The sequence below is a fragment of the Mycetohabitans sp. B46 genome, from assembly GCF_037389205.1.
In the GTDB taxonomy this organism is placed as follows: Bacteria; Pseudomonadota; Gammaproteobacteria; order Burkholderiales; family Burkholderiaceae; genus Mycetohabitans.
This window is the reverse complement of sequence record NZ_JADBGL010000002.1, coordinates 1-24,281: the sequence shown is the minus strand read 5'-3', so window position 1 is coordinate 24,281 and position 24,281 is coordinate 1. Positions and strand designations below refer to the sequence as shown.

Sequence of the window (24,281 nt, the reverse complement as noted above, 5' to 3'; positions counted from 1 at the left end):
AATACTCCCTATGTCAATCGTATGCCGATCGGGGCCGTCGGCGGCATGTTGCGCAACGGCGCACAGTGCCCGATGCCGGTGCGGCGCCCGATTTTCTATAGAATTGTCGCACAGCGCAACCCTGGACCGTTTCATGACCCCTGGCCCGCGATGGCTCCGTCATCGATTGCAACCTTGTCTCATCGCCGCTTTACTGGTCACCGCTGGACTGGCTGCGCCCGCCGCGTACGGCGCCTATGCGATTGCACAGTACGGCGAGCCGAAGTATGCACAGGGTTTTTCGCACTTTGATTACGTCAATCCCGACGCCCCGAAGGGTGGCACGCTGGCGCTGGCCAACCCGAAACGGCTCACAAGTTTCGATAAGTTCAATCCGTTCACGCTGCGCGGCAACGTCGCGCCCGGCATTGACCTGATGTTCGAGACGCTGATGACGGGTAGCGCGGACGAGTTGGCGTCGGCCTATGGCCTGCTTGCCGATGACGTGCAGATTGCGCCGAACCGGCTGTGCGCGACGTTCCATCTGAATCCGAAGGCGCGTTTCTCGAACGGCGACCCGGTGCAAGCAGAAGATGTCAAATATTCGTTCGATACGCTCAAGAGCCCGTTGGCCGCTCCACAGTTTGCTGCAGTGTTCGGCGATATCGCGCGCGCGGTAGTGGTCGATGCCGCGACGGTTCGATTCGAGTTCAAGCGCCCGAATCGGGAATTGCCGCTGCTGGCCGGCAGTGTGCCCGTGTTCTCGCGTAAGTGGGGGCTGCGCGCGGACGGCTCGCGCATCCCCTTCGACCAGCTGGCGTTTGAGCCACCGATCGCCAGCGGCCCGTACCTGATCGAGCGCTACGACAATGGCCGCACCATCACGTTGAAGCAGGACCCGCACTATTGGGCAGCCGGGCTGCCGGTGCGGCGCGGCATGTACAACTTCGAGCGGATCACCTACAAGCTCTATGCGGATAACGTCGCCAAGCTTGAAGCCTTCAAGGCCGGAGAATTTGACGTGAACGTCGAGTATATTGCCCGCCAATGGGTGCGCGGCTATGTCGGCAAGCGGTTCCGCAGCGGCGAGCTGGTCAAGCGCGAGTTTCGTCACCACAACAGTGCGGGCATGCAGGGTTTCGTGGTCAACACGCGGCGCGCGTTGTTCCGCGATGTGCGGGTGCGGCACGCGCTCGATTTGGCGCTCGACTTCGAATGGCTGAACCGGCAACTGTTTTATGGACAGTACACCCGGTTGAACAGTTATTTTGCCAATGGCGTGCTGGCCGCGCGAGGCATGCCGGATGCGGCCGAGCTGGCCATCCTTGCGCCGTTGCGCGCGCAACTCGATCCGGCCGTGTTCGGGCCTTTGCCGGTGCAACCGGTCACCGCGCCGCCTCCCCACTCGCTCCGGGCCAATCTGCTTCAGGCGCGTGAACTACTCGCCCAGGCGAGCTGGACATACCGCGACGGTGCATTGCGCGCGCGCGACGGCACGCCGTTCGAATTCGAGATCATTGACGATTCGGGCGGCGGCATGGCACAAGTCGCGGCGCCGTATATCCGCAACCTACAAAAGCTAGGCATCCGGGCCACGTACCGGCAGCTGGACTATGCAGTATTGCAGAAGCGGCTGGACGCATTCGATTTCGACATGACCGCGTTGCGGTATCCAGATGTCGCAGTGCCGGGCTCGGAGCAACTGGCGCGTTTTGGCAGCCATGCGGCTGACGAGCCGGGCTCGGACAACTTGTTCGGCCTGAAATCGCCTGCGCTCGATGCCATCGTGCACGCGCTGCTGGCCGCGCGCACGATGGATGAGCTGGTGGCGGCAAGTCGCGCGCTGGACCGCGTGCTGTTGCATGGCTATTACGTGGTGCCGCAATGGTACAGTTCAGTGCACCGGATCGCCTATCGCCGCACGCTGGCGTATCCCCGGACCGGGCCGCCTAACTACACCGCCGAGGAGTGGGTCCGCTCGCTGTGGTGGCAGGCGCCGCAGGACCGTCCATCCTCGAATGACGCACCCTGAACCGGTATGTGGAGCTACATCCTAAAGCGCCTGTTGTTGATGATCCCGACGTTGTTCGGTGTATTGACGTTGACCTTTGTCGTGATCCAAGTCGTGCCCGGTGGCCCGGTCGAGCAGACCGTGCGCGAGTTGCGCAAGGGGCAGGAGCAGGGCGGCACGCCGTTCGGCATGAGGGCGCACGCCGGCGTCGACGCGCAACAGATCGCGCAATTGAAGAAGCTGTATGGTTTCGATAAGCCGCCTCTGGAGCGTTACGCGTTGATGCTATCGCGTTATGCGCGATTCGATCTCGGTGACAGCTACTTCCGGCATCAGAGCGTCTGGTCGCTGGTGGTCTCCAAGCTGCCGGTGTCGATCAGCATCGGGCTATGGACGTTCTTGTTGACCTATCTGATATCGGTGCCGTTGGGCATTGCAAAGGCCGTGCGCAACGGTTCGCGCTTTGATGTTTGGACCAGCATTGTCGTGCTGGTCGGCTATGCGATTCCCGGCTTCGTGCTCGGGGTGCTGCTGCTAGTGTTGTTCGGTGGTGGCACATTCTTGCAACTGTTTCCGCTGCGCGGGCTGACCTCGGACAACTGGTCGCAGCTGAGCATGCTGGGTAAAATCGCCGACTACCTGTGGCATATCGCGCTGCCGGTGACCGCGTCGGTGGTCGGCAGCTTTGCGGTGGTCACGATGTTGACCAAGAACGCTTTTCTTGACCAGATCCGTCGCCAGTACGTGCTGACGGCGCGTGCCAAAGGCCTGCCCGAGCGCCGCGTGCTGTTCACGCACGTGCTACGCAACGCGATGCTGCCGCTCGTCGTCGGCTTTCCCGCGGCATTCATCGGCGCATTCTTCACCGGCAGCTTGTTGATCGAGACGCTGTTCTCGCTCGATGGCCTGGGGTTGCTGTCCTACGAATCGGTGCTGCGGCGCGATTACCCGGTGGTGCTCGGCACGCTGTATCTCTTTACGCTGATCGGGCTCATCACGCAGCTGATTTCCGACCTGTGCTACGTGCTGGTCGACCCACGGATCCAATTTGACAATTTGGAGCGTTGACGTGAGATTGCGTGCAAAGTCTAGCCATGGGGCCGGCCCGGATGCGATGGCGCGCGGCGCCGTGCTGGCGCTCGCGTCGCCGTCGCCGTACCAGCGGCTGTGGCGTCGCTTCAAGCGCAACCGCCTGGGCTATTGGAGTTGGGTTGTCTTCGTCGCGCTGTATGCATTTAGCCTGTGTGGCTTCTTCGTGTCGAACGACCGGCCGCTGATCGTGCGCTATCAGCATGCACTATATTTTCCGTTGTTTCAGACGTATCCGGAAACCACGTTTGGCGGGCAGTTTCCCACTCCGACCGATTATCTCGACCCGTATATTCGTGCGCGCTTCGAGCAACCAGGTCATTTCGCCCTCTATCCACCGAACCACTACTCGTACGATACGCTGAATTATTTTTCGCAAGTGCCCAATCCCGCGCCGCCGTCGCGCGAGAATTGGCTCGGAACCGACAGCCAGGGGCGCGATGTGTTCGCGCGCCTGCTGTACGGCTTTGCTGTGTCGGTATCGTTCGGGTTGGCGCTGACGGCGATTGGCACCTTACTGGGCATCGTAATCGGCGCGCTGCAAGGGTACTTTGGCGGACGCATCGATTTGGCGGGGCAGCGGCTGACCGAGATTTGGGGTTCGTTGCCGGAGTTGTATTTGCTGATCATCTTCGCCTCGATTTTCGAACCCAGCCTCATGCTGCTGCTGGTACTGCTGTCGCTGTTCGGATGGATGGGGCTGGCCGCCTACGTGCGCGCAGAGTGCCTGCGCAACCGCACGCTTGACTATGTGAAGGCAGCGCGCGCGATGGGGCTGTCGCACTGGCAAATCATCCGCCGGCACGTGATGCCCAACAGCATGACGCCGGTCATCACGTTCCTGCCGTTCCGCATGAGCGCGTCGATCTTGGCGTTGACGAGCCTAGACTTCCTCGGCCTTGGCGTGCCGCCACCTACGCCTAGCCTCGGTGAATTGCTTGCGCAGGGTAAGGCGAACCTGGACGCATGGTGGATCTCGATGTCGACGTTCGGTGTTCTGGTGCTGACGCTGACGCTGCTCACGTTCATGGGCGATGCGTTGCGCAACGCACTCGATGCCCGGCTGGCCGCTTGATGAAGCGAATCCTACGATCACAATGACGCAAGCATTTCCGCCGACCGGTGAGGTGGCCGTCCCGTCGGTCCAGTCGCAGCCGCTGCTGTCAATCGAGCACTTGCAGGTGCGTTTCGGCGAGTCGATCGCCGTTCATGACCTGAGCCTGGCCATTGGCCGGGGAGAGCGGGTCGCGTTGGTCGGCGAATCCGGATCGGGTAAGACCGTGACCGCGCTGTCCGTGCTGCGTCTGCTGCGCGACGCGCAACTGGACGGCGCCATCCGTTTCGCTGGCGAAGATCTGCTCACGTTGAGCGAAAGGCGCATGCGTGGTGTGCGCGGTGCCCAGATCGCGATGATTTTTCAGGAGCCGATGAGCGCGCTCAATCCGTTGTATACGATCGGCAAGCAAATCATCGAATCAATTCAATGGCATGACGGCGTGGACGCGCGTCAGGCGCGGCGCCGAGCGATTGCGTTGCTCGCTCGTACCGGCATCGACGACGCACCTCGGCGGGTGGACGACTACCCGCACCAACTCTCCGGCGGCCAGCGGCAACGGGCAATGATCGCGATGGCGCTCGCGTGCCGGCCTCAGCTGCTGCTTGCGGACGAGCCGACCACGGCACTGGATGTGACACTCCGTGGCCAGATCGTGGAATTGCTGCTCGACTTGCAGCAGGCAAGCGATATCCATCCCCACGGCATGGCGGTGCTACTGATCACCCATGACCTGAACCTGGTGCGACGCTTTGCGCAGCGCGTTGCGGTAATGGAGCAGGGCAGACTCGTGGAGACGGGCGCTGTCGAGCAAATTTTCTCCGCGCCGCAGCATCCGTACACGCAACGGTTGCTGGCGAGTCGGCCAGTGCGCCACATCCTGCCGGTGTTGCCGATCGCGCCGGTGCTGCTGGAGGCGCGCGACATTCGCGTGTCGTTCCCCAAGCGGCGTCGCGCCATCGCCGAGTGGTTCGTGCCACGCCGCTTCGTGGCGCTAGATGGTGCCAGCGTCGCCGTGCGCCAGGGCGAGACGCTGGGCGTGGTGGGCGAATCCGGCTCCGGAAAAACGACGTTGGCGATGGCATTGCTCGGCCTGCAGCACACCGATACCGGCACGATCGAATTCCGCGGCCGACCTCTAGGCTCATTCCGTGGACGCCAGCGCCGTGCGTTGCGCGCGCAGATCCAGGTCGTCTTTCAAGATCCGTTCAATTCGCTTTCGCCGCACCAGACAGTCGAGCAAATCGTTGGCGAAGGGCTTGCGCTACATGCGCCGGGCCTGGACGAGGCCGCACGGCGCGCAAAGGTGATCGCCACATTGCGGGAGGTGGGGATCGATCGCACCGCATTGTTACGCTATCCGCACGAATTCTCTGGCGGGCAGCGTCAGCGGATCGCTATTGCGCGCGCCCTCATCGTCGAGCCGCAGGTCCTGGTGCTGGACGAGCCAACCAGTGCGCTTGACGTGTCAATTCAGCAGCAGGTGCTGCATTTGCTGTCGCGGTTGCAACAAAAGTACAACCTCGGCTATGTGTTCATCTCACACGATCTGGAGGTTATCGCGGCGATCGCACACCGGGTTGTCGTCATCCGAAGCGGCATGATTGTCGAAACCGCGCCCACCGAGGTGCTGCTGCATGCGCCGACTCATCCTTACACCCGTCAATTATTGAAAGCTGCCAAGTTTGATGCAGAGTCGGACTAATGGAAACTAATAACCCTATGAGAATAATTGAAATTGTCTATTTTCTTTGACAGCGTAATAAACACTGGTTAGTATCGTCCCAACTTTTCCGCATCCCCCTGATTTTTCAGGGCTTCCCAGAAAATACTACCGACCCGATGCAGCATATCAACTTGAAGCAAGCTTGCGCTCGAATTGTTGCTAGCGTGTTCCTCGGCGCGCTGATGGCTGGAGTAAGTGGGGCGTACGCCGACGAAACAAGCAGTCGAAAGCAAACCGTCAACATGGGACCGAGTTTCCAGCCGTTGGCGGCACAAAACGGCACGACGCAGAGCGGTGCCCAGGATTCCCACCAAGGCGCAAGCCAGACCTTTTCGTCAAACACCCATTCGTTTCTTTCCGGCATGGCCACCAAGGCTGGCGATGTGGTCGTCGGCGCGCTCAACATGATCGGGGTGCGTTATCGGTGGGGGGGCGACTCGCCCAGTTCGGGGCTCGATTGCAGCGGCTTCGTCCGTTACGTGTTTCAAGACACGCTCGGCCTGACGTTGCCGCGTCGCGCGGAGGAAATGAGTCGCGTTGGCGAGAAGGTCAAGATGAGCGAATTGAAGCCGGGCGACTTGGTGTTCTTCAACACGATGCGTCGCACGTTCTCGCACGTGGGCATCTATATCGGTGACAACAAGTTTGTGCATTCGCCGTCAACCGGCAGTACGATTCGCGTCGATGAGTTGGATGGCGGGTACTGGGAGAAACGGTTCACCGGCGCGCGTCGGCTTGACGCCGCGTATCCGAAGGCCGACGCGTTGCGGCAACGCGTCAGCGCATCGACGTCGAACTGAACGCTCCCGGCCGCGCGCCGGCCGGGTAAACAGATGCCTGTGCGTTACTGCGGGCGGGCCAGCGCCAGCTTTTGCTGCAATTGCGGAAAGATCCGATTGACGGCCTCTTCTCCGGCGAGAATCGCCGCGTTCCGCTGGCCGAAATCGCTGCCGCTCATCGCGGCGAGGTTGGGATGGACTACGACATCCGCATATTTGTTGAGTTCGTAGGCTTTGATCGACTGTCCCATGATCGTGAAAGTCTGCATCAGCACGTCGAAAGAGCTTTGTGTCAGACCATTTTCCGGGCGCTGCGAGATGTCGATGGCGATCACAAAATCGGCCCCCATCTTGCGAGCGAACGCGGCCGGCACCGGGCTGACCAGGCCACCGTCAACATATTCGCGATCGCCGATGCGCACCGGCTCGAATATCGATGGCACGCTGCACGAAGCACGTACTGCGATGCCGGTATTGCCCCGCTGAAACAGAATCGGCTGACCGCTTTTCAGGTCGGTGGCCACGATGCCCAGCGGGCGGGCCATTTTTTCGATCGGCCGGTTGCTCAGTGTGGTGTTGACATAATTCTGCAGGGCGATGCCCTTGAGGAAGCCTCGCGAGCGCAAGGGCATCGCCCAGTCGCTGATTGCCGCCTCGTCCATCGTCAACGCCAGCTTGTTCATCTGCAGGCCGGTCATGCCGGACGCGTACAAGGCCGCGATGACTGAGCCGGCGCTGGTGCCAACCACGATATCGGCATCGATGCCGCGTGCCTCGAGCGCTTTGATGACGCCGATGTGGGCGAAACCACGCGCTGCGCCTGCGCCGAGTGCCAGCCCGATCTTCAGCGGGCGGGTCGGCGCGGCGGGCGGCAGCGCGGAGGCGGCCATATCGGGGCGGGTCTTGGGGCCAGTGCATGCGGCAAGCAGCGCGGCCGTCGCGACGCTGAGCAGGCGGCGGCGGGTGGGCGAAACAGCAAACAGCTTCAACGAAATCTCCAGCACGATGGGCGCACAGTTCGATGTTGCCGCGACACGGCAACGACGGTGCCCGCGCGCATTATAGGCGCAATGCCCTGATTAAGCGCATTGCCCCGACATCACCGGGGAGTCGCGACCGCACCGGTATAATGATGGCTTGCCCGGTCCGCGAGTCTTGCCTTGAACCGCGAGCCATGCCTCGAACGCGGGCTTTGCCTCGAACCATCTGATCTGCAATGACCACCTCCGTACGTACCCGCTTTGCGCCGAGCCCGACCGGCTTCATCCATCTTGGCAACATTCGCTCCGCGCTCTATCCATGGGCGTTTGCCCGCAAACATCACGGCACGTTCATTCTGCGCATCGAGGATACTGACGTCGAGCGCTCGACCGATGTGGCCACGCAGGCGATCCTCGATGGCATGCAGTGGCTCGGGCTCGATTTCGACGAAGGGCCGTACTACCAGATGCAGCGGATGGACCGCTATCGCGACGTGATCAAGCAGTTGCTCGATCAGGGTCTTGCGTATCCGTGCTACATGTCGACCGAGGAACTGGATGCACTGCGCGAACGGCAGCGCGAGGCGGGCTTGAAGCCGCGCTATGATGGCACTTGGCGTCCCGAGCCGGGCAAGGTGCTGCCGGCGCCGCCCGCTGGCGTGCAGCCCGTCGTGCGCTTCAAGAATCCGTTGAGCGGCACGGTGGCATGGGACGATGCGGTCAAGGGGCGCATCGAGATTTCGAACGACGAGCTTGACGACCTGGTCATCGCGCGGCCCGACGGCACGCCCACGTATAACTTCTGCGTGGTCGTTGACGACCTGGACATGGCGATCACGCACGTGATCCGTGGCGACGACCATGTGAATAACACGCCGCGTCAGATCAACATCCTGCGTGCGCTGGGCGGCACGCCCCCCGTGTATGCGCATTTGCCCACGGTGCTCAACGAGCAAGGCGAGAAGATGAGCAAGCGCAATGGGGCGATGAGCGTGACGGGGTACCGCGATGAGGGCTACCTGCCCGAGGCAGTGTTGAATTATCTTGCTCGGCTGGGTTGGGCGCACGGCGATGCGGAAATCTTCTCGCGCGAGCAATTTGTCGAATGGTTCGACCTTGAGCACCTGGGCAAGTCGCCGGCACAGTACGACGCCAATAAGCTGAAGTGGCTGAACAACCATTATCTAAAGGAAGCCGACAACGCGCGGCTGGCGTCACTCGCGTTGCCGATGTTGGCCGCGCTTGGTGTCGATGCGACGCAGGGGGCGCCGCTAGACGGCGTCGTCGCGCTGCTCAAGGACCGTGCGAGCACCGTCAAGGAGATCGCCGAGAGCGCGGTGATGTTTTACCAAACGCCGGCGCCGGCAGCGCAGGAGCTTGAGCGACATCTGACAGATGCCGTGCGTCCCGCGCTTGCCGAGTTCATCGAAGCCCTTGCGGGGATCGACTGGACGAAGGAGGCGATCGGGGCGGCGTTGAAGGCGGTGCTGGCAGCCCACAAGCTGAAGATGCTCCAGTTGGCGATGCCGGTACGTCTGCTGGTGGCCGGGACGACGCATACGCCGTCGATTGATGCGGTGCTGCATCTGTTCGGCCGCGAGACGGTGCTCGAGCGGCTGCGGGCAAGGCTGGCCTGAACCGGGTGACGAAATTTTGCGCCAGAGGGCTTTACAAACGGTCGGTTTGTTCTTAGAATCTCGTTCTCTGTCGGGGGTATAGCTCAGCTGGGAGAGCGCTTGCATGGCATGCAAGAGGTCAGCGGTTCGATCCCGCTTACCTCCACCAAGACATAGTCCGCAGATAATTGCCGTAGTTTGAAAAGCCTTGGGGAATCAAGGCTTTTTCTATTTTTACGGCCTGTAGAATCCTCTGTATTCCACGGTGCTCCCACACTTGTGTCTGTCCAAAGTCCTGCCCTAAACTGGTTAGCGTCGAACTTCGCTTTTGGGGCAGGTAAGGGATAGTTGACTGCACAGCAGCTTCGCTCTGCTCAGCATCAGAAACGGGGCTAAGAAAATGGTCACTCTCACCCTACAGGCGGGTTTCGCTGTAGGGTGTTTTCCTTTGGGGAGGCTATTCTGCAGAACGTGGCACTGATTGGAATTGATTTAAGCAAGCACTCCTTTCGCGTGCACGGGCAGCACCGGCATGGCAAAGTGGTGTTTCACAAGAAGGGGAGTCGCAAGCAGCTGATCGAGTTTTCTGCCGTGTTTTACGCCTGCACGGTGGCGATGGAAGCCTGCGCAAAGGCTCATTACATGGCTCGGAAACTGACTGGCTTCAGGCATCAGGTCAAGCTCATGTCGCCGCAATGCGTGCGACCCCTCGTCAAGAGCAACAAGAACGACTTTGTGGATGCCGAGGCGTCTGCGAGGTGGCTTCGCGCCCATCCATGTGTTTTGTCACGCCGAAACGTCTGCGCCTACATGTAGTGGCTTGAGCGCCAAAGCGGCCGATTGGCCGGTTGGGTGCGCACCGTGCTCACGCGACGACATTCCAACGTGGTGGTGGGCTCATCGCACCAGATAATGGGCCGAACTCGACTACCGCTGTCTACTCGTACTACCCTCTGACGGGTCTGTCGGTGTTAGATGTCCGCATCATCCTTCAGGGTCGGGTAAAGCACGATGAATCATTCAAGAATGCCAGCCTCCATCAAACCCGGTGCGGTTCAGGAAGCTATCGGCAGGCGTGTTTCTATGAGGCGATCACTATTTTGCTAAGTCGAGACATTGGCCCCAGCTCACTAGTCAAAAGATTTTGATACGTGATATGGACGTTGAACTGTGAACAAATCCGTAGCGGATGTTCAAGCTTTGGTGTTTGATTGCCTCGCACGTAGAGGTGAATGATTTTGGCGTAGTCCGGGTAGTAAGTCGAGTACGCTAGTATTTGCCCAAGCGCATACTTCCATTTAATGAAGCTCTTGATCTCCACAACGGCGGAGGGAAGTAGCAAATCGATAAATCCAACAGGGGTGTGAACTTCAGCATGTCCGTCTGGATGGCATACGGACAGCATATCTTGAATGCTGCATTCGAGCATGTCACCTTCTGGAACATACTTGAAATAGCGATCAGCAACTGCCGACGTTGCAAAGTAGTAGCCGTGCTTGTGACGCCCTTTAATATTCAAGTCTATCTCAGAAAGTTGCCTGAAGTGTTGGACAATATGATCGCCTACGCGTATCGCTTGTTTTTCTCGAGAGAAGGGGTCAAAGACGCCGCTGCCGGCCAATTGTCGGCCAGCGTATAACCAGCGGGAAGGATGAATCGTTAGAAGGCTGTCCTGGGCTTTTTCTTCGTGAAGCGCATATAGATCAATCATATTAAGGTAACGAGCTTCTAATGATGTCGGGTCGACGGCTGCTCGCCGCAATCATGGGCCGCGCAGCTTGAGTCCGGCTGGCGGCCACACGTGCAGCTGACCTTACCTCGCTGAGCACACCATCCGTAGGCTAGCGGTCTCGCCGATTTTCGGTTGATGCAGTGGCCAGAATGAGGCCAGAATTTCTAAAGCAGCTCACCCTGTCGCTGCAGAAAGATCTGGATGCGGCGATAACCATGGCGCGGATGTTGCGCCGATAGGAGGCTCATCGCCTCCAGCATCGGTGCGTCGCGTACCACAAGCTTCGATGCGTAATGCAACGCCGATCGTGTGACCAAAATCAGCGCCCATGCACGCCGCTTCGACAGGCTCCGTGCTTTCCCGTAGGCGACCTGCTGGCGGCGGGCACACATGCTCACCGTTTTTTGCGTTGATCTCTTTCATCGCCTTCAGTTCAAGTTCCCGTTCCGCTAGCATTTTCTTCAATCGAGCATTCTCCTGCTCGAGTCTTTACATCAGCGGCGTCCAAGCCACCGAAATAGTGCCACCAGTGATCGATTCTCGGCTCGCTGGTTCCATGCTTCTTCGCCAACTCGGCGACCGGCGCCTTGTCTGCCTCAAAGCCGTCTGCTATGCCTTAAATAGCGCCGCGATATAGCCTTGCTCGCACCTAAGTGAGCCAGACGCAAGCAGCTAAGCTCCTTGGCGTAACTCAGCCACGTGTCTCTGACTTGATGTGTGGCAAGGTCAATTTATTTGGCCTTGATGCTTCGGTCAATATGGCGACAGCCGCCAGGCTGGACATCGAAATGTAGGTACTCAAAGCCGCCTGATCTATCTTTCCCTTGTACGGGGATAAGCAAGCCCAAGGAGGCTGAGCGGCTGATCCTGCGGGCTATCGTCGAATTTCTATCGGTGCAGTAACCATTTGAGGGACCCAACGTCCATGCCGCGTCCGACGTCCGGTGACACAGGCGAAGGTCTCCCGCATTCGCTGAAAAAACGGAAAAGTGCTTGCCGACCCGGGACCAGTCTGCGTATAATCTCTTTCTCTGCTGACGACGAAAGCAATGTTGTTCCGAGTCGGGCACGTTGTGAAGTTGGGCGGAAATGAGTGAAGTCTTCGTTGAAACGAAGGAAACGGATCAAAAAAGACTTCACAAACGGAAAAAACGTCGTTATAATGTCGTTCTTTTCTGAGCTGTTAAACAAAACAGTGAGACAGAATCTGAAAAGATTATGTCCCCTTCGTCTAGAGGCCTAGGACATCACCCTTTCACGGTGAGTACAGGGGTTCGAATCCCCTAGGGGACGCCAGATATCGCTCTCACCAAAAGGTAAGAGCAGTGTGCAAGGGTAGACGACGCTTGCACGCTAAGATGTCGAATTGGAGTGGTAGTTCAGTTGGTTAGAATACCGGCCTGTCACGCCGGGGGTCGCGGGTTCGAGTCCCGTCCACTCCGCCAAAGTTAAAAAAGCCCGCTTATGCGGGCTTTTTTTATTCCGATTTTTTTATTTCGTATTGCCAGGCGGCCTCTAGTATAAATGCGGCGAATCACTACGCGCATACGTGCGCCGCATTCAACTGTGGCCCGCTTCTGGATCGAGCGACGCCTATGCGTGTGTCCTTCTGCTGACGCTTGACCAATAGACCAGCAGCCCAGTCGCCGCCAGCGCGACGCTCAGCGTATTGGCATACCAAAAGCCGCGCGCGCCAGTCAGTGCCGTGGGCATCCAATGTAGTGGGTCGAAGCCGGCGAGGTATCCGCCGCCCAGGCCGACGCCCCATAGCGCGATGGCGTAGATGATCGTCGGGACCACGGCGACCCGGTACGCACGCAGTGCGAACGCAGTGGTGATTTGTAGCGCGTCGAACAGGTGATAGCCAGCGGCGATTGTCAACAGCGGCATGGCGGCGGAGACCACGTTCGGGTCGGGCGTATAGGCGGCGATCAGCCATGGCTTCATCGCGAGGATGACCGTTGCGTACAGCAGCGCGATGCCTGTAGCCAATCCGATTCCATGCGCGGAGAGAGTGCGTGCCGCGGTAAATTCGCGTGCACCGAGCCGTTGGGCGACCAGCGTGGACGTCGCAATGCCGATCGACAATGGCGTCATATACAGCACTGTACTGACATTGCTGGTGATCTGGTGCCCGGCAAGCGTCGTGGCGCCGAAACGCGCGATGAACAGCGCCATGAATGTGTAGGATGTGACTTCAATCAGGTAGGACAGGCCCATCGGGACGCCAAGCTTGAGCAACGCCAGTTGTTGCCGCCAGTGAGGCCACGAGTATTGCGCGAACACTGCAAACTGGCGATAGAAATTGACGCGCAGCAGTAGCACGATGCCGACGAGGGCCGATAGCCAATTGATGATCGAGCTGGCGAGGGCGGCGCCTGGACCACCCAGCGCCGGCAGGCCGAACGCGCCGTGGATCAGCAGCGCATTGAGCGGCACCTTCAACATCAGTCCGCCAAGCTGGATCAGCATGACCGGCCGCGGCTTGGTGACCGCATTCGACAGCGAGCTGAAAAGACGGAACAGCAGGCTAGCCGGCAGCCCGAGCGACAGGATGCGCAGGTAGGCGAGCGCGCGCTCATTCAGCTCCGGCGGCGCGTCGGCGATGCGCAGCAACGGCGTCGGGAAGTACAACAGCAGACAACCGGGCAGCGTCAGCATGATGGCGAGCCAGGCCGACTGCCGCACTTCTTCGCCGATTTGCGCGTGGCGGTGCGCGCCGAATAATTGTGCCGCGATGGGCTGCAGCGCCACCAGGATGCCAGTTAGACCGATATAGACCGAGATGTAGATCGACGAGCCGAGTCCGAGAGCGGCCAGGTCCGTGGCGCAATACCGTCCGACCATGGCAGTATCGATGACACCGAACGCAATGATCGCCAACTGGCCGACCAGCACGGGCCAGGCGAGGGAGATAATTTGGCGGGCGTCGGTCAGCATGTCGGGCGTGGGTTGGGTGGTGGGCTGAGGGGCCAGCGTGGCTATCGGCTGGCGGCGCCTGGCAGCCTATGATCTTGAAGACTAGCTATTGGATCGTGCGACGTCTCACACCACGTTGCGGTGGCGTCTTCAGTCGCTCGACCCTGACATACAACCGGAACAACTCGTCGCGATCCGCGGCCCGGCGTCCTTCCCACGCGAGGTGCCATGCGTATGGCGGCAGCGTGCCCGGCGCGCTGAAATCGTGCGTGTCCTGTCGCAGCAGTACGTCGCAATCTTCATCGCCAAATGCAAAGCGCATGTTGCCGAAGTACGCGAAGGTCGCCAATTGGGCATTGCCCAGACGCACCGGCCGAATACATGCATAGTCAGGTGGCAGATGCGTGGCGATCTGCGTGGCGACGTCGCGGTAGGTCCGGCTGTAGTTCACCACGGGCAACCATAGCGTCATCAGCAGTACCCACATGAGTGTCGTGCCGCCGCTAGTCAGCACGACACTGCGCCAGATGACCTTCGGTTGCCGCGAGATGCGCCAGCGTACCAATGCGATCCAGCCGAGCGTGACGACAAGTGCGCACAGGAACGACAGGGGGGTGAATTCGGGCTGGAATCCGGGCACCAGCCGCGCGAGGTTACGGGCTAGCGGATGCGGGAAGCCAGTCAAGCTCGCGAGCCAGACTAGCCATACGAAAGAGCCGAGGATCGTGAAGCTGAGCACCGCGAACCAATCGATGGCATTGATCGCGCCGCGCTTCAGGGTGGGCAGGCCGAATGCGGCGAGCACCGCGAGCGGTGGAATCAGCAGCATGAAAAACCGGTTGGTTTGATGGCTCTGCAGCACGACCAGTACCAGCAGGGGCCAGAACACGAACATCGGAATTGCTACATGCGGTGCGCGGCGCAGTCTGCCCCAGCTGTACCAGGACCAGATCGCAAGTGGCCATGCGGGCCATGTGAACAGTGGCAAGTTCTTGATCGCGTAGAACAGCGCCTTGGACGGCGGCCCAGCATACTCATCGAAGTTGCCGTGGAACCACGTGCGTAAGAAATCCGGTGCATGCACTGGCAACACCCATAGCGCGGCCAGTGGCCACGCCAGCCCCAGCGCGAGGGCCAACGGCATCGCGATCACGGCAAACGGCTTGATCTGGACGCCGTGGACCAGCCCGGCCGTGGCAACGATCGCCACGAGCAATGCGGTTGCTAGCACCGGATTGCCCGCCAATGCGATGCCACCGACTGCAACGCCGGTCCATGCCGCGCCTTGCAAGGGCTTGTCTAGGCTGCGCACCAGCCCATACAGCAGCATGGCGACCGCGGTCATTTCAGCGATTTGCGGCGTCGTCTCGTGGCCGCGCTCGGCCAGCCCGAAGCAACCCAGCACGATCAGCAGCGCGCCATCGGCCAACGTGCGCCCGTAGTCCTGCGGCAACGGCTCGCCGCCAAACGCATATTTAAACGGCTGCACTTCTGGGCGCCGGCCAAGCAGGTACGCACCATACCAGACGAACGCGCATGTCATGCAGAAAAACACACCAGTGTAGAGGCGCGATGCGTTGCTCGGATCGACCAGTGGATCCAGCCATCGGATAAAGGAGGCGCCGACCCAATAAGCAAGTGGCCCATCCGTCGTCACGGGCTTGCCGACCAGGTTCGGTAGCAGCCAATCGCGCCAGGTGCCGCTTGCCATCGTCCACATGACGCCGAAGCCGGCGGCATCCTCGTTCTTCCAAGGATCACGGCCGAACAGGCCGAATGCTGCATAGACGACGCAAATCGTCAGCAAGGCCCAGCGCGGCAAGGCGCGGGTGGCCGAGGCCGTGAGTCGGACAACGGGTCTCATGCGTGGCGATTGGACCTATTCTTGTGATCGGCGATCCAGCATTGTAGTCGTGCTGCGGGTGCCGTTAGACAGAAAAGGGCAGCCTCGGCTGCCCTTGATGGAAACTGCCCCGGCCTGCGCGGCGCGCCGCAAGCGGCGTGGCCAGGTACCGAGGTGGCCGCCTGCGCGGGCGGCCGCTCCACGGCCGTGCTTACTTCGCGACTTTCGCGCCGGCACGGTTGCCGAACTTTTGGCGGAACTTCTCGACGCGGCCGGTCGTATCCATGAATTTGTTCTGCTCGCCCGTATAGAAAGGGTGCGATTCGGAAGACACTTCAACCTTCGCGAGCGGATAGGTCTTGCCGTCGAGTTCGATCGTCTCACGCGTTTGGATCGTTGAGCTGATGATGAACGTCTTGCCGTTGGACATGTCCTGGAACACGACCTCGCGGATATCGGGGTGAATGCCTTGCTTCATGATACGTTCCTTGATTTCAAGCGGTAGCCAGCCCGCCGCGCCACCCTGTCGACAGTTTGCTGCCGGTGCGCGAGCCACTTTCCGAAGGTGGAAAAGGCAGAATTATGCCTGAAAATCAGTTGGTTGACGAATTTTTCAGGACTCCGGTGCCGGCTAGGTCCTGTCGGTAATAGCGCGCGAGCAGTCGGTATAGTTGCGGATACTGCTCGGCGAAGGCGTGTGGCCGCACGAACAGCGCCTCGCTGCACACCGCGAAGAATTCCGACGGGTGTTCGGCTGCGTATGGGTCGATTAGCGAATCGCGCTCCCGGTGCGCCCAGCGATGCGGTGGAGCCGCGTCCACGCGTGCGCAGAACTGATCGTACGCGTTGTCGAAGAGGTCGTCCCATTCGGTGCGGCTCAACTCCGCATGCCAGCGACGGATCAGCGGCGGATGGCCGTCAGCATCGCCATTCAGCATGTCGATCTTGTGCGCAAACTCGTGAATCACGACGTTGTACGCTTCGTTGCCGTCGCTCATTTGCACGTCTTCCCAGGACAGGATCACCGGGCCACCTTCCCACGCTTCGCCGCTGGCATCTTGCATGATCTCGTGGACCACGCCGGCTTCGTCCTCGACGCTCTTGCGGACCACGAACTCGCCCGGGTACACGATGATGCCGACCCATCCGCGGTACAGCTCCAAGCCCAGGTTCAGCACGGGCAGGCAGGCCTGCGCGGCAATGCCCACACAGATCTCATCGGTCAACTCGAGATCGTGTGCGGCCGTGAACGTCTTTTGTGCAAGAAACAGGCTGACCCGTTCGCGCAGCCGCGCCCGGTCGCCGTCGGTCAAGTAGCCTAGGAAGGGCAGCTGCGCGCAGGTGTGTGCCCATAGCGCGTCCGAAATCGCGAACTCGCGCAACGCGCGCTCGCGGCGCCGCCGCCCGAGCCAGTCGGAAAGTTTGCCCAACATGGTGTCCTGTCCCGTCTGCGATTCAGTCCAATGCACGCTGCCATGCGGCAAATAGCCCACCGACCACCGCCACCGCGGCCAGAAAATAAAAGCCATCTAATGAAGCCAGGAAATTCGCCTGCTGCATGACACTGCGCGCGAGCAGCGCGACGGCGACGCCGTGCGAATCGCCGGACGGATTGCCGATGGCGAGCACGCCGCGGCTCAGCGTGTCCAGAGCCGCGGAAAAAATCGGATTGTATGGATTGACGGCTTCGACGAGGCGGGTTTCGTGCAGCGCGAGCCGATGCTGCTCGAGCATGATGATCGACGCGGTGGCGAACGAGATGGCCAGTTGTCGCACCAGATTCTTCAACCGGTAACCGTGGGTGAATTCTTCGATCTCGAAGAGGCGGAAGGTCAGGTTCGCGACCGGCAGCACGATGAACAACAGCAATAGGCCGCGCAGCAGCAGCGGAGCGGCGAGTGCGTCGCGGCCGACCTGTGGTGACATCTGCGCCGTCCACAGCGCGGCCAGTGCCGCGAGCGCGAACCCGGGCACGATGATCCATTTCTTGCGCGGCACGCGCTTCGAATAATGCAAGTAGACGAAGAGCATCATGCCGGATATCAATGATGTGACGCCGCTCAGATATCCCGTGCTCTCGATCGTGAAACCCAGCCCGCGTTCCATCAGCCGGGGCAGCAGGTAGCTGAACCCCGTCGACAGGTAGTAGTAGAACACATAAAGCACTAACCCGACCTGAAACGTAGGCTCGCGCAGCGCGTGCAGGCGCACCAGTGGCGCCGGGTGATGCCATTGGTGGTGGATAAACCAGGCGAGTCCGGCAATGCCGCATACGGTCAATACGATCAACCCAGGCGAGCCGGTGAACAGCTGGAAGCGCAGCTGCGTCATGACGATCTGCAATGCGGCTTGCGCGAATGCGAACACCAGATAGGGCCAGTAGTGCGGCTCGGTGCGATGCGCCGGATCGACGTCCCCCGTATCGGGCAGCGACAACAGCGCAAGTACGCCGAGCACGAAGCCCGCGGGCGCGGTGCAGGCGAACAGTGCCCGCCAGTCGAAATGCGACACTAGCCATGCACCGGCGATGGGGGCGAGCGCACTGCCGGAGACGATCAGCGTCAGAAACCCCCGCAGCGCGCTGGCTCGGCGCTGCGCGGTGAAGCTGATTTGAATTAGGATCCGGCACGCGCCGAGCATCGGACCCACGAAGTAGCCCTGTACGCCTCGTGCGAACAGCAGTTGGGCGGAGCTGTCGCAGAGCGCCGCCAGCAGCGCGCCGGCGCCGTACAAGCCCATGCATCCGGCGATGTAGCGGCGATAGCCGATGCGCTCGACCCACCAATGCTGTTGCAGAATGCCCAGCACGGCGCCCAGCGCATAGACGCTCGAGGCCCACACCAGTTCGTCGGGGGAGGCGTTGATGCCGCCGGCGATATAGGTGGCGAAGAACGAGAAAATAGCGTTGTCGAAATAGTCTAGTCCGATGACCGCCGCGAGCACCCATGACATCACCGCGCTGCCGCGGTGGGGTGCGTGGGTGGCGCCGGTTGCCGGAGCGGCGTTCATCGGCTGCTGCCGTGGCCCGGACCGCGCGGCGTAGGGCAGGGTATGGGCCGCTGACGGGCTCGCGCCGTGTCAGTATCGCGTATGGCCTGGCTCTCGTGGCCAGTGTTGACTGGGCTGTCGGTTCCGCGTGCCGGTGCCGCCTTCGTGCCGTCCCGCCCATAGGCGCCGCTACGCGCCTTGCGCCGCTGTAGTGCAACGTCCACCGGCGTGCCAGCAAGTCGCTGGTCAACATAGTCCAGGTCGTGCCGTAACTGCGTCCGCAGCGCTTGGGCGGTTTTCAGTTCGTTGCGCACCTGGGCAACACGTCGATTCAGAATGTCCAATTGCGTGGCCAGTGAGGCGCGCCATGCGGCGAGCGCGGCAGGCGAGAGGTGCGGGCGGCCTCCGTCGGTCGGTGCCTCGAACGGCTGCTTTAGCAACTCGGTGATCGCCGTGAGCGAAAAGCCCAATGAGCGCATCCGCAAGATGCGCGCGAAGCGATCAAGATCGGCCTGCTCGTACAACCGATAACGTCCCTTGCTGCGGGTGGGCGTGGCCAGTCCCCGTTCCTCGTAGTACTTCAGCGTGCGAGGTGTCACGCCGAGCCGGGTGGCGGCTTCGCTGACGGTCACCAGTGCACAAGGAGGATCGGCAGGGCGCATCGCGCGGTTCGATTCGACGAGGGGAAAGGCCCATTATATATAAACCTGTACGTTCACGTTCATGTTCGCGTTCAGGCCGGTCGAGGCCGGCCCGCCTGTGAGCGATGTGTTCCCATAAGCTGCCGGCCCAATAAAAAACCGCCGGCAAGACCGGCGGTTTGCGGAGCGACACGTGCAGGCTGCGCTCAACCGCCGCGGCGCATCATGTCGAAGAACTCGGAATTGCTCTTGGTTTGCTTCAGCTTGTCGAGCAGGAATTCCATGGCTTCGATTTCATCCATGTCATGGATGAACTTACGCAGCACCCAGATCTTCTGCAGAATTTCTGGCTTGATTAGCAATTCCTCGCGACGGGTGCCCGATTTGTTCAGGTTGATCGACGGATAAACCCGCTTTTCCGCAAGGCGTCGTTCCAGATGCACCTCCATGTTGCCGGTGCCCTTGAACTCCTCATAGATCACGTCGTCCATGCGGCTGCCGGTTTCGATCAGCGCAGTGCCGATGATCGTCAGCGAACCGCCTTCCTCCACGTTGCGCGCCGCACCGAAGAAGCGCTTCGGGCGTTGCAGCGCGTTGGCGTCGACGCCGCCAGTCAAAACCTTACCCGAGGCCGGCACGACGGTGTTGTAGGCGCGTGCGAGCCGCGTGATCGAGTCCAGCAGGATCACCACGTCGTGCTTCATTTCGACCAGCCGCTTGGCCTTCTCGATCACCATTTCAGCGACCTGCACGTGACGCGACGCTGGTTCGTCGAACGTGGACGCGATCACTTCGCCGGCTACCGAGCGCTGCATTTCAGTCACTTCTTCCGGGCGCTCGTCGATCAGCAGCACGAACAATGTGACGTCCGGATGGTTTGACTTAATCGCATGCGCGATGTGCTGCAGCATCACGGTCTTGCCCGACTTCGGCGACGCGACCAGCAGTCCGCGCTGGCCTTTACCGATCGGTGCAATCATGTCGATGATGCGGCTGGTGATGTTTTCCTCGCCGCGCACGTCGCGCTCGAGCGACAGCGGCTTGTTCGGGTGCAGCGGCGTGAGGTTCTCGAACATGATCTTGTGTTTCGAGGCCTCGGGCGGCTGCCCGTTGACTTTGTCGACCTTGACCAGCGCGAAATACCGTTCGCCGTCCTTCGGCGTGCGTACTTCGCCTTCGATCGTGTCGCCGGTGTGCAGGTTGAAGCGGCGGATTTGCGACGGACTGATGTAGATGTCGTCGGTGCTCGCCAGATACGAGGTCTCGGGCGAGCGTAAAAAGCCAAAACCGTCCGGCAGCACTTCGAGGGTGCCGTCGCCGAAGATCGTTTCACCAGTCTTGGCGCGTTTTTTCAGAATTGCGAACATCAACTCCTGTTTGCGCAGGCGGTTCGCGTTTTCGATCTCCAGGCCATTGGCCATTTCGATCAAAGCAGATACGTGTTGCGACTTAAGCTCGGATAAATGCATACAGGAATCCCGCCAGGGAAAGAGGAGAAGCGACAGAAAGGGGAGGAGGGTCGTCGGGCGACGGGCCCGGTTAGGACGTTATGCGATTTGAAACGTATTCGGTTTTTCTAATCTTAGCATAGCATAGCTATGTGAATTCAAGCATAGCCACGATGCGGCGCTCGTTGCATCCTTGCAACAAGCGCCGTCACGGTGTGGGCGCCGCCGCGGGGGCTCAGATATGGCTGTCGATCAGCGCCGTGATTTGGGCCTTCGACAATGCGCCCACCTTCGTTTGGGTCGCCACGCCGTTCTTGAATAGGATCAACGTCGGAATGCCCCGCACGCTAAACTTGGCCGGCGTCGACGGATTCTGGTCGACATCGATCTTCGCGACCTGCAGGCGGTCGCCGTAGTCGCGTGCCACCTCGTCCAGTAGCGGCGCGATCATCTTGCACGGGCCGCACCATTCCGCCCAGAAGTCGAGCAGGACGGGCTTGTCCGCCTTGAGGACGTCCTGTTCGAAAGAAGCATCGGTGATGTGCTTGATTTGTTCGCTCATTATCGCGTTACCTCTAAAGGCACCCAGGGTGCGGCCTCATGATGGCCCCCCGATATGCCCGATCTCCAAAAACCCGCCCGGCGGCATGCTACTGCCGCGAGGCGGCCCTCGCGAAGCGCAACGGCGGGACCCTCCCGCCCATTCGCAGGTCATTCAGCCGTCATCTTAACGTAATTCGTTTTCCGTTGTGCGCGGTGGCGTCACGATGCAATCCAGTGCTAGAATACGCCGTGACGGGCCTCCTCGCATGGTGGCGCGGTCAACCTGGTCAGGTCGGGAACGAAGCAGCCACAGCCGTTTTCCGCCAGTGCCGAGGGTTGGGCTCGTCACCTTCCTCTTGCTCCGATCACCCGATCGAGCTGTTCCGCTCCCATCATTTCCGGTGTCAACGCAACGTGCATACGCGTCATGCGCCAATGCCCGCGCATAATCGTCGTTTGCCCATTAGCATCCCTCACTGGCACCTCTCTCACCGGCACCTCTTCTTCGTTTGCCCACTGGCACGCCTGCATCCGGCGGCGCGCGGCCGATCGCGCGTGGTGCGCACGAGCGTTGCTGATACAATTTCGTGATGACCTATCAAGTTCTCGCACGCAAGTGGCGGCCCAAGGATTTCGCGTCGCTCGTCGGCCAGGAGCACGTGGTGCGCGCGCTCACCCATGCGCTGCAAGCGCAGCGGCTGCATCACGCTTATTTGTTCACCGGCACGCGCGGCGTGGGCAAGACCACGCTGTCGCGGATCTTGGCCAAGGCGCTCAATTGCGAGGCCGGCATTACCGCCACGCCGTGCGGCGTATGCAAGGCGTGTCGCGAAATCGACGAAGGGCGCTTCGTTGACTACGTTGAAATGGACGCAGCCAGCAACCGGGGCGTCGACGAGATGGCGGCGTTGCTCGAGCGCGCTGTCTACGCGCCGGTCGATGCGCGCTTCAAGGTCTACATGATCGACGAAGTGCACATGCTGACCCATCACGCGTTCAACTCGATGCTCAAGACGCTTGAGGAGCCGCCGGCGCATGTAAAGTTCATTCTCGCGACGACGGACCCGCAGAAGATTCCCGTCACCGTGTTATCACGCTGTTTGCAGTTCAACCTCAAACAGATGCCGGCAGGCCATATCGTGTCGCACCTGGAGCGTATCCTGACCGACGAGGGTATGAGTTTTGAGACGCAAGCGCTGCGCCTGTTGTCGCGCGCCGCGGACGGTAGCATGCGCGATGCACTGTCGTTGACCGATCAGGCGATTGCGTACGCGGCAGGCGCGGTAACCGAACAGGCCGTGCGGGGCATGCTCGGCGCACTGGACCAAAGCTACCTGGTGCGCTTGCTAGATGCGGTCGCCATGCGCGACGGCGCTGCGGTGCGCTCGGTGGCTGACGAGATGGCAGCGCGCAGCCTGTCGTTCTCGACGGCGCTGCAGGATCTGTCCAGCCTGCTGCACCGTATTGCGTGGGCGCAGGTGGTGCCCGATTCGGTGCTGGACGAGTGGCCGGAAGCAGCGGACATCCGACGTTTTGCGGGGCAGCTGACGCCCGAAGCCGTGCAGCTCTATTATCAGATCGCGACGATTGGTCGCGCTGAACTGGGACTGGCTCCAGACGAGTATGCCGGTTTCACGATGACGCTGTTGCGCATGCTTGCGTTCGGTATGGCTGACGTAGTGCGCGGGCCTGCGCCAGCGGATATGCCGCCGGTCCCCGGCACGCCGGCGATGGGCGCGCCGGGGACCGGCGGCGGCCCGACAGCCGGTGCCGCGCGCGCCGCCGGTGCCACGCAACGCGAGGTTGTATCGTGCTTGCACGTCCGCGCAGCGACGCAGGCTCTCGCCATGCCTACTCATGCCGCCGGGGCGGCGCAAATGGCTGCACGCTCGCCTGGCATGCCTGCGGAGGCACGCGGCGAGGCTGACGCGGATGAGGCGCTGCAGGCGGACGGGGCCGGTGCGCCCCACACAGACGATGGTTTGACGGACGTGCTCGAGACCGGTCCGAGCCCTCACGCGTTGCAGAAGGACGTTGCCGCTCCATCGTCGCCACCGGTTCCATCGCTCCCAGAGGACCCTTCGCGCGTTGGCAGTCCGGCCAGCGCGGCGCTTGGCATGCTGCGAGGCAAGGCAGTCCGCGCTTCAAGCGAGCGTGGTCGTGCGCCGGCTGCTGCGTCGGGCGCCATCCGATCCGAGGGGACAACGGTGCCGGGCGCCGGCGGCGACAGCGCCGCCGTGCCGCCTCGCACGAAAGCGGCGTCCGCGGCAGCACAGCTGGCCGAACGGCTAGCGGCCAACGCTGTCGCCGGCGCCCGGCGTCCAGCGCCGCGCCGCGACGGCCAACAGCGGGGCGCTGCCGCGCCAAGTGGCGCGGCGCGCGCGTCCGGCGCGGTTCACGGCGCCGGCGACGCACAGGGTGCTGCTCGCGCATCGGCGCCGGCGGTGGCACCTTGGGACGACACGCCGCCCGACGACGCGTTCGGCCGCTGTCCGCGTATGACGGCGCGTTCGACGTTGGCGAGCCCCATTTCGCCGCACTGGCGGATGACCTGGCGCCCGTGCCGGCTGCCGTGCAGCCGCCGGCGTCAGTCGAGGACACGCCGTTGCCGCCGGCTGTGCCTCTTGCGCCGCTTGGCTATGACGGCGATTGGCCGACATTGGCCGCATCGCTGTCGCTCAGCGGCATTGCGTACCAACTTGCGTTTCATAGCGAACTCGTGGCGTGCGACGGTGACGAGCTGACATTGCGCGTGCCGGTGCCGCAGTATGCGGACGCGGCGCACGCCGGCAAGCTGAAGGCTGCGCTCGAAGCGGCCCTAGGCAAGCCGGTCCGCGTGGCCGTATCGGTCGGCCCCGCACGCCGCACAGCCGCGCTGTAGCGGCCGCGCGGCGCGTGCAGCAACAGCAGCAAGCCGAGCGCGAGATCAACGC

17 protein-coding genes, 3 tRNA genes, 1 other RNA gene and 4 pseudogenes are annotated in these 24,281 nt (G+C 61.4%); 13 read left to right on the top strand and 12 right to left on the bottom strand.

Annotated elements, in window-relative coordinates; all coding sequences use genetic code 11:
- Positions 1–133 precede the first annotated feature (133 nt).
- From IHE30_RS01960 to IHE30_RS01940, 5 genes are all read left to right on the top strand, one after another.
- Complete coding sequence (locus IHE30_RS01960) at positions 134–2,011, top strand: extracellular solute-binding protein (RefSeq protein ID WP_337688432.1); 1,878 nt, start codon at positions 134–136, stop codon at positions 2,009–2,011.
- Between the two features lie 6 nt (positions 2,012–2,017).
- Positions 2,018–3,058: a microcin C ABC transporter permease YejB gene (locus tag IHE30_RS01955; protein ID WP_337688431.1), complete on the top strand. Its 1,041-nt coding sequence runs from the start codon at positions 2,018–2,020 to the stop codon at positions 3,056–3,058.
- A 46-nt stretch (positions 3,059–3,104) separates the two neighbouring features.
- Positions 3,105–4,154: an ABC transporter permease gene (locus IHE30_RS01950; protein ID WP_337688965.1), complete on the top strand. Its 1,050-nt coding sequence runs from the start codon at positions 3,105–3,107 to the stop codon at positions 4,152–4,154.
- Between the two features lie 22 nt (positions 4,155–4,176).
- Positions 4,177–5,838 (top strand): ABC transporter ATP-binding protein, encoded by a 1,662-nt coding sequence (locus IHE30_RS01945; RefSeq protein ID WP_337688430.1) that lies wholly within the window; start codon positions 4,177–4,179, stop codon positions 5,836–5,838.
- Positions 5,839–5,975: 137 nt separating this feature from the next.
- Positions 5,976–6,659 carry a C40 family peptidase gene (locus IHE30_RS01940; protein WP_337688429.1) on the top strand — a complete coding sequence of 228 codons (684 nt, stop codon included), beginning with the start codon at positions 5,976–5,978 and terminating at the stop codon, positions 6,657–6,659.
- A gap of 44 nt (positions 6,660–6,703) precedes the next feature.
- On the opposite strand, the gene IHE30_RS01935 is transcribed toward IHE30_RS01940, so the two are convergent.
- Positions 6,704–7,627, bottom strand: a complete 924-nt coding sequence (locus tag IHE30_RS01935) for a patatin-like phospholipase family protein (RefSeq protein ID WP_337688963.1) — start codon at positions 7,625–7,627, stop codon at positions 6,704–6,706.
- A gap of 227 nt (positions 7,628–7,854) precedes the next feature.
- On the opposite strand from IHE30_RS01935, the gene gltX reads away from it, so the two are divergent.
- The 3 genes and pseudogenes from gltX to IHE30_RS01920 form a co-directional block, all read left to right on the top strand.
- Complete coding sequence (gltX, locus tag IHE30_RS01930; RefSeq protein ID WP_337688428.1) at positions 7,855–9,255, top strand: glutamate--tRNA ligase; 1,401 nt, start codon at positions 7,855–7,857, stop codon at positions 9,253–9,255.
- A 72-nt stretch (positions 9,256–9,327) separates the two neighbouring features.
- Positions 9,328–9,403: transfer RNA gene (locus IHE30_RS01925), tRNA-Ala, on the top strand.
- Positions 9,404–9,696: 293 nt separating this feature from the next.
- A pseudogene (locus IHE30_RS01920) lies at positions 9,697–10,031 on the top strand (IS110 family transposase); the annotation flags it as partial.
- A 284-nt stretch (positions 10,032–10,315) separates the two neighbouring features.
- Here the strand turns inward: IHE30_RS01920 and IHE30_RS01915 are convergent.
- The gene (locus tag IHE30_RS01915; RefSeq protein WP_337688427.1) at positions 10,316–10,945 is read right to left on the bottom strand and encodes a hypothetical protein; all 630 of its coding nucleotides are present in this window, start codon (positions 10,943–10,945) and stop codon (positions 10,316–10,318) included.
- A 197-nt stretch (positions 10,946–11,142) separates the two neighbouring features.
- Positions 11,143–11,579, bottom strand: a pseudogene (locus tag IHE30_RS01910) (IS3 family transposase); the annotation flags it as partial.
- A 40-nt stretch (positions 11,580–11,619) separates the two neighbouring features.
- Between IHE30_RS01910 and IHE30_RS01905 the strand changes: the two are divergent.
- The 3 genes and pseudogenes from IHE30_RS01905 to IHE30_RS01895 form a co-directional block, all read left to right on the top strand.
- A pseudogene (locus IHE30_RS01905) lies at positions 11,620–11,760 on the top strand (helix-turn-helix domain-containing protein); the annotation flags it as partial.
- A 426-nt stretch (positions 11,761–12,186) separates the two neighbouring features.
- Positions 12,187–12,262: transfer RNA gene (locus IHE30_RS01900), tRNA-Glu, on the top strand.
- A 72-nt stretch (positions 12,263–12,334) separates the two neighbouring features.
- Positions 12,335–12,411 (top strand) — tRNA-Asp (locus IHE30_RS01895).
- 148 nt (positions 12,412–12,559) lie between these two features.
- Here IHE30_RS01895 and IHE30_RS01890 read toward each other — a convergent pair.
- From IHE30_RS01890 to trxA, 8 genes and pseudogenes are all read right to left on the bottom strand, one after another.
- Entirely contained in the window at positions 12,560–13,906 is a 1,347-nt protein-coding gene (locus IHE30_RS01890) for an MATE family efflux transporter (RefSeq protein WP_337688425.1), read from the bottom strand.
- Between the two features lie 85 nt (positions 13,907–13,991).
- Entirely contained in the window at positions 13,992–15,749 is a 1,758-nt protein-coding gene (locus tag IHE30_RS01885; RefSeq protein WP_337688423.1) for an ArnT family glycosyltransferase, read from the bottom strand.
- Between the two features lie 190 nt (positions 15,750–15,939).
- Positions 15,940–16,206 (bottom strand): type B 50S ribosomal protein L31, encoded by a 267-nt coding sequence (locus tag IHE30_RS01880; protein ID WP_337688421.1) that lies wholly within the window; start codon positions 16,204–16,206, stop codon positions 15,940–15,942.
- A gap of 115 nt (positions 16,207–16,321) precedes the next feature.
- Complete coding sequence (locus IHE30_RS01875; protein ID WP_337688419.1) at positions 16,322–17,161, bottom strand: M90 family metallopeptidase; 840 nt, start codon at positions 17,159–17,161, stop codon at positions 16,322–16,324.
- A 22-nt stretch (positions 17,162–17,183) separates the two neighbouring features.
- Positions 17,184–18,680: an MFS transporter gene (locus IHE30_RS01870; protein ID WP_337688962.1), complete on the bottom strand. Its 1,497-nt coding sequence runs from the start codon at positions 18,678–18,680 to the stop codon at positions 17,184–17,186.
- A gap of 218 nt (positions 18,681–18,898) precedes the next feature.
- Positions 18,899–19,378: pseudogene (locus tag IHE30_RS01865) on the bottom strand (MerR family transcriptional regulator); the annotation flags it as partial.
- A gap of 185 nt (positions 19,379–19,563) precedes the next feature.
- The gene (gene rho / locus IHE30_RS01860; protein ID WP_013435079.1) at positions 19,564–20,826 is read right to left on the bottom strand and encodes a transcription termination factor Rho; all 1,263 of its coding nucleotides are present in this window, start codon (positions 20,824–20,826) and stop codon (positions 19,564–19,566) included.
- A gap of 214 nt (positions 20,827–21,040) precedes the next feature.
- A complete protein-coding gene (trxA, locus tag IHE30_RS01855; protein ID WP_337688416.1) occupies positions 21,041–21,367 on the bottom strand; it encodes a thioredoxin TrxA in 327 nt (108 codons plus the stop codon).
- 232 nt (positions 21,368–21,599) lie between these two features.
- Here trxA and ffs point away from each other — a divergent pair.
- Together ffs and dnaX are read left to right on the top strand one after the other, a co-directional pair.
- Positions 21,600–21,698, top strand: an RNA gene (gene ffs / locus IHE30_RS01850) — signal recognition particle sRNA small type.
- Positions 21,699–21,938: 240 nt separating this feature from the next.
- Positions 21,939–24,092 (top strand): DNA polymerase III subunit gamma/tau, encoded by a 2,154-nt coding sequence (dnaX, locus tag IHE30_RS01845; RefSeq protein ID WP_443193577.1) that lies wholly within the window; start codon positions 21,939–21,941, stop codon positions 24,090–24,092.
- Here the strand turns inward: dnaX and IHE30_RS15035 are convergent.
- Positions 24,055–24,281: hypothetical protein (locus tag IHE30_RS15035; protein WP_443193576.1), on the bottom strand; the 227-nt coding region annotated here is incomplete at its 5' end. The genes dnaX and IHE30_RS15035 overlap by 38 nt on opposite strands.